This is a genomic window from Pseudaeromonas pectinilytica (assembly GCF_054780855.1).
On the sequence record NZ_BAAGVN010000003.1, the window covers coordinates 25636 to 31713 of the forward strand.

Here is a 6078-nt window from a genome sequence, read left to right on the forward strand (position 1 = left end):
TCAGGCGGCAGCCTCGGTAAACTGACCACTCCACAGTTTTTCCAGCTGATACAGGGCGCGGGTTTCATCCTGCATGACATGGATCAACACATCCCCGGCGTCGACCAGTACCCATTCGCCTAGCGCCTGGCCTTCGATGCCGAGTAGAGAAATGCCGGAATGACGTAGTTCTTCGGCGACATGGTCGGCAATCGAACAGACATGGCGATTGGAGTTGCCACTGCAGATGATCATGCAGTCGGTGATGCTGGACTTGCCGCGGACATCGATAATGGTGATGTCGCGACCTTTCAAATCGTCAATTTTATCCGCGATGAAATCGTGTAGTGCCTGACCTTGCAAAGAGAAACCTCCGGCCAACCAAGGGTTGGTCTGAATTGATAGAAAATGGCCGCGGATTATAACACGGCAGGGCGATAGATCCCCTGTTGGCGAATATAATCCGCCACCTTTTGCGGCACCAGCCCATCGAGTGAGTCCCCCTGGGCCAGCCGGGTTCGCAACTCGGTAGCGGACAAGGCGCGCGGCTGGTTGTGCAACCATATCAAGTGCCCCCCGAGCTGCTGATGCACGGCAAGGGGCGAGTCGATCTGATGTGTGGCGACAAACTCCGCCAATTCGCAACTCAGCTCGGGCTGCCAGCCGGGACGGACTGCCACCACCAGATGGGCATACTCCGTCAGCTCCTGCCAGCGGTGCCAATTGGGCAAACCGAGCAGGGAGTCCATCCCCATCAAGAAGCACAAGGGGGTATCGGGCAGCTCGCTACGCAGTTCGATCAGGGTGTCGATGGTGTAGGAGGGGGTGAGTCGTCGCAGCTCCCGGTCATCCACCGTGACGCTGGTTAGATCTTCAGCCGCCAACTTGACCATGGCCAAGCGCTGGTTGCTAGTGGCTACCGGTTGCGGTCTATGGGGCGGAATATGATTGGGCATCAGCCGCAGGGAGGCTAGTTGCAGGGTTTGCATCGCCTCCAGCGCCGGTTGCAGGTGACCGAGATGGATCGGGTCAAATGTGCCCCCTAGGATGCCGATGGCGCGCTTCATGCCAGTAAAAACTCCAGCGCCTTGGGATCCTTGAATCCCAAACACAGGCTTTGCAACAGCAACCAGGCTTGTTCTTGATCGAAGCGGCGAATGCTGTGATCCAGTTGCGCGGTGACGGCAATCAGCAATTGCAACTGATGCAAATCCAATCGCTGCAGCGCGCCTTGTATCAGCGGCTGCCGGCTCTGCCAGATGCGGGCCTGCTCCAGCAGTGGGCCCAATGGTTTGCCTTGCTGCATGGCGAGCCGCAACTTGAGCAGTTGTTCGAGCTCTTTGGCCAGGCTCCAGACCAGCATGCCAGCTTCGACGCCTTCGCCCCGAAGTTGCAACAACATGCGCTGGGCTCGATTGACCTTACCCTCGAGCAGGGTATCGATGAGCTGAAACGGGGTGAAATGGTTCTGCCGGGTGACATTCTCCTGCAGCGCCAGTAAACCAAGGGGCTGAGGCAGGTTGAGCAGTGCCAGTTTTTCCAGCTCTTGGGCGGCACCGAGCAAATTGCCCTCGAAGGCGTGGCACAGAAACTGCACCGCCTCTTTTTGCAGTTTGACGCCGCTTTGTTCGGCTCGTTGTTGCATCCAGCGCGGGAAAAAACGGGCATCCGGAAACGAGATCGGCACGTAGACGCCCTGGCGTGACAAGTTATCGAACCACTTGGCCTTACTCTGGGCGGCCGAGAGTCGCGGGCCATGGAGGATCAGCAGTAGATCCGGGTGTAGGGCGGCTGTGATAGCCCCGATCCGTTCGGCCCACTCCTTGGGGGGCTTTTCACCCAGCTCCAGTTCGAGAATTTGTCGGTTGGCGAACAGGCTCAGCGCCTGACAGCAGTCTTGCACCTGATCCCAATCCGGATTGTCATCGGTACAGAAGCGATAGCGTTCGGTAAATCCTTGGCCGTGGGCGGCCTTGCGGATCCGATCCACGGTCTCGATTTTTTGCAGGGGTTCATCGCCAAACACTAAATAGCAGGGCTTGAGCCCTGCTTTGAGGTGTACGTCGAGTTGTTCGGGATACAGCCGCATCAATACTTCAGGCGACTGAGCTGGATCATGATCAGATCCGCGGTCTGCTCCTGCATCTCGCGAGTCCGTTGTTCCTGCTCCCGGCTCGAGGCGAGCGCTTCCGAGCTCTTGTTCAGGAAGTTGCGGCTGAAGGAGGCATTAAACTTTTGCGGCTCATGGTCGGGTACTGCAATCGTATACTCGGTATTGAACTGCATGTTGTACTCCACGGCCTGGGAGCGGCTGTCCACCGAAACCACCTGGTTGGTGACCAGAATGTCTCCCAGCGTCAGCTGTGGAATATTCTCGCCACCAGGAACCAGCTGCACGCCCGCGCGTTGCATCCGGGTAGCGACCAGTCGGTAGAGATCGCTCTTGTTATCGCCTTTCAACTGCAGCTTCATATACTCGGGCGGTATATCGAGATCGCCACGCATATGAAAACCGCAAGCGGTGAGCCACAGGCCCAGCAAGGGCACTAGCAACCAGCGCGTCAGGCCTGTGTTCATCGTTACCTCGTTCAGTAATGCCACTATTACGCCACAACCAGGTTCAGCAGCTTGCCCGGCACATAGATGGCCTTGCGGATTTCCTTGCCGTCCATGAATTTAATCACGGTCGGATCGGCAAACGCCTGAGCTTTCACCTGCTCTTCAGTGGCATCGGCGGCCACAGTGATCTTGCCACGAACCTTGCCGTTGATTTGAACCACCACCAGTTTCTCGTCTTCGACCAGCGCGGCGCTATCGGCGCTCGGCCATTGGGCTTCATCAACGGTGCCGGCACCACCCAACGCCTGCCACAGGCCAAAGCCGATGTGTGGGGTGATGGGGTAGAGCATCAAGACCACGTTGCTCAGCACTTCCTGGGTCAGGGCGTGATCCTGGTCGCTCTCTTGCGGTGCCTTGGCCAGACGGTTCATCAGCTCCATGATGGCCGCGATGGCGGTGTTGAAGGTCTGACGGCGACCGATATCGTCGGAAACCTTGGCAATGGTCTTGTGCAGCTCGCGGCGCAGGGTCTTCTGCTCGTTGCTCAGGCTGGCGATATCCAGCGGTGCAACCGGACCGCGAGCGGTATGCTCGGCGACGGCCTTCCACAGACGACGCAAGAAGCGCTGGGCTCCTTCAACGCCGGATTCCTGCCATTCCAGAGTCAGATCCGCCGGTGAGGCGAACATCATGAACAAGCGCACGGTATCGGCGCCATAACGCTCCACCATCAGCTGCGGATCGATGCCGTTGTTCTTCGACTTCGACATCTTGGTCATGCCGGCGTGCACCACTTCGCGACCTTCGTTGTCGACGGCCTTGGTGATGCGGCCCTTCTCGTCGCGCTCGACCTTGACATCCACCGGGCTGACCCAGATACGGGCACCATGTTCGGTGTAGTAGAAGGCGTCGGCCAGCACCATGCCCTGACACAACAGACGGGTGAAGGGCTCATCGCTCTTGACCATACCGGAGTCACGCAACAGCTTGTGGAAGAAGCGGGCATACAGCAGGTGCATACAGGCGTGTTCGATGCCACCGATATACTGATCCACCGGCAACCAGTGGTTGGCGCGTTCGCTGTCGAGCATGCCGTCCTGATAATCGGGGGAGCAGTAGCGCGCGTAGTACCAGGATGACTCCATAAAGGTGTCGAATGTGTCGGTTTCTCGGAATGCTGGTTGACCCTGGTAGGTGGTCTTGGCCCATTCGGCATCAGCCTTGAGCGGACTCTGTACCCCATCCATCACCACATCTTCGGGCAGGATCACCGGCAGTTGGTCGTGCGGGGTTGGGACGACGCTGCCATCTTCGAGGGTCAGCATCGGGATTGGCGCACCCCAGTAACGCTGACGGGAAACCCCCCAGTCTCGCAGGCGGAAGTTGACGGTGCGCTTGCCCTTGCCCTGGGCCTCAAGCTTGGTGCAGATGGCATCGAAAGCCGCCTGGAATTCCAGACCGTCGAATTCGCCGGAGTTAAACAGCACGCCCTTGTCGGTGTAGGCCGCGGTGCTGATATCCAGCTCGCTGCCATCCAGCGGACGGATGACGCCACGGATCTCGAGGTCATATTTCTGGGCAAACTCGAAATCGCGCTGATCGTGGGCTGGTACGGCCATGACGGCACCCGTGCCGTAATCCATCAACACGAAGTTGGCGACCATGATGGGCACGCGACGACCATCGAGCGGATGCAGGGCGTACAGGCCGGTAGCCATACCCTTTTTCTCCATGGTGGCCAGTTCTGCTTCGGCCACCTTGGTGTTCTTGCACTCGTCGATAAAATCCGCCAGCGCCGGATTTTGCTCGGCGGCGCGCTTGGCCAACGGGTGACCGGCGGCCACGGCGACATAGGTGACGCCCATCAGGGTATCTGGACGGGTGGTATAGATGTCGAAATGTTCGTCACTGCCGTCCACCGCGAAGGTCATGGTCAGACCTTCGGAGCGGCCAATCCAGTTGCGCTGCATGGTCTTGACCATCTCTGGCCAGCCATCGAGTTTGTCCAGATCGGTCAGCAGCTCTTCGGCGTAGGCGGTGATCTTGATGAACCACTGGGGGATCTCTTTTTGCTCGACCGGGGTATCACAACGCCAGCAGCAACCATCCTGCACCTGTTCATTGGCCAGTACGGTCTGGTCATTCGGGCACCAGTTGACCGAGGAGGTCTTCTTGTAGACCAGTCCCTTGTTGTACAGCTCGGTGAAGAACCACTGCTCCCAGCGGTAGTATTCTGGGGTGCAGGTAGCGACTTCCCGATCCCAGTCGTAGCCCAGGCCCAGCATCTTCAGCTGGCGCTTCATGTACTCGATGTTCTCGTAGGTCCACTTGGCGGGAGCGGTATTGTTCTTGATAGCGGCGTTTTCGGCGGGCAGTCCGAAAGCATCCCAACCGATAGGCTGCATCACATTCTTGCCATTGAGGCGCTGGAAGCGGGAAATCACATCACCGATGGTGTAGTTGCGCACATGCCCCATGTGGAGACGACCTGACGGATAGGGGAACATGGAGAGGCAGTAGAACTTCTCTTTGTCGACCTTTTCCACGGCTTTGAAAGTCAGATTCTTGGTCCAGTGCTGCTGGACGGCAGGTTCCAGATCCTGGGGGTTGTAATGTTCTTGCATGGCTGACATCAGTGACATCCGATATGTGTGAATTGGATAGGCTATCCTGTTGGAATAGGGTCATAGAATACTGATAAACCCCCCCGCCAACAATAGTGCTGGTCCGGAGCGCGGCGCCCGGTGGGACGCTCCGCCAGGACTGTCACTCATCAAGGAGCAAGGCTATGCCGAAACAACAGCAAGGTTACGAAGCCTTTATCGCGCGGTTGAAGGCAGAATGGCAGGCCGCAGAGCCCGGGGTGTCGCTTGCCCATCTCATCGAGCGTACCCAGTCCTATCTGGCTGCTGCCGAGGCGTTGACCAAGGATGAGCTGGCGCTCATCGCGCAATACGTCAAAGAGGATTTGCGGGAGTTCGAGGAGGCGCCCGGTGGTTATCGGGATTCGGCATTTTATCAGGCACTCCAAGAATCCATCTGGGGTTGGTTGCTGGAGCTGACAGACCGGACGCAAGTGGAGTGGCGTAGCGTGCTGGATGAAGTGCAACACAAGGGACTGTACCGGGTGGGCGATCGCATGGCATTGGGCGTCTTGGTGTGTAACCAGTGTGGTCATCGTCGGTTGGTGTTGCATCCAGAGCGGATCGTCAGCTGTATCGAGTGCGGTGGTGAGGCGTTCAGTCGTGAAGCACTAGCGCCGTGAGCGCGGTGCGCTGAGTTAAAACACCCTATCTGTCGATAAGGCGCTTAACGGCGCCTTTTTTGCGCCCGGTGGGTGCCGATGATCTGGAGTGATGGCTGGCTTGTGCGGCAGCGCGAAATCTCTAATCGTCAGCCTAGATCGCGGTGCTCTTATCGTATAGGCACGGAGCTGGATGCCTAGAACTGGTAGGTACTAATGAAATGGACACCTCCCCATAACGGTTTCATTGAACCATGCTGTCAGTGCAGACCAACAGCAAAAATGAAGAGGTGCCC

6 protein-coding genes are annotated in these 6078 nt (G+C 58.0%); 1 reads left to right on the forward strand and 5 read right to left on the reverse strand.

The window, feature by feature from the left end:
* Genes rsfS through leuS form a run of 5 tightly spaced genes read right to left on the reverse strand, consistent with a single transcriptional unit; the run spans position 1 to position 5162 of the window.
* Complete coding sequence (rsfS, locus tag ACYVG7_RS00145; protein WP_460881233.1) at positions 1-342, reverse strand: ribosome silencing factor; 342 nt, start codon at positions 340-342, stop codon at positions 1-3.
* Positions 343-398: 56 nt separating this feature from the next.
* Positions 399-1046 (reverse strand): nicotinate-nucleotide adenylyltransferase, encoded by a 648-nt coding sequence (gene nadD / locus ACYVG7_RS00150; protein WP_460881234.1) that lies wholly within the window; start codon positions 1044-1046, stop codon positions 399-401.
* Positions 1043-2068 (reverse strand): DNA polymerase III subunit delta, encoded by a 1026-nt coding sequence (gene holA / locus ACYVG7_RS00155; RefSeq protein ID WP_460881235.1) that lies wholly within the window; start codon positions 2066-2068, stop codon positions 1043-1045. The genes nadD and holA overlap by 4 nt, the downstream gene beginning before the upstream one ends.
* The gene (locus ACYVG7_RS00160; RefSeq protein WP_460881236.1) at positions 2068-2556 is read right to left on the reverse strand and encodes an LPS-assembly lipoprotein LptE; all 489 of its coding nucleotides are present in this window, start codon (positions 2554-2556) and stop codon (positions 2068-2070) included. Before ACYVG7_RS00160 ends, holA begins: the two co-directional genes overlap by 1 nt.
* A 26-nt stretch (positions 2557-2582) precedes the next feature.
* Entirely contained in the window at positions 2583-5162 is a 2580-nt protein-coding gene (gene leuS, locus ACYVG7_RS00165; protein WP_460881241.1) for a leucine--tRNA ligase, read from the reverse strand.
* Between the two features lie 164 nt (positions 5163-5326).
* Here leuS and ACYVG7_RS00170 point away from each other — a divergent pair, with 164 nt between their 5' ends.
* Positions 5327-5803, forward strand: coding sequence for a zinc ribbon-containing protein (locus ACYVG7_RS00170; protein ID WP_460881237.1), 477 nt, complete (start codon positions 5327-5329; stop codon positions 5801-5803).
* Positions 5804-6078: the final 275 nt, after the last annotated feature.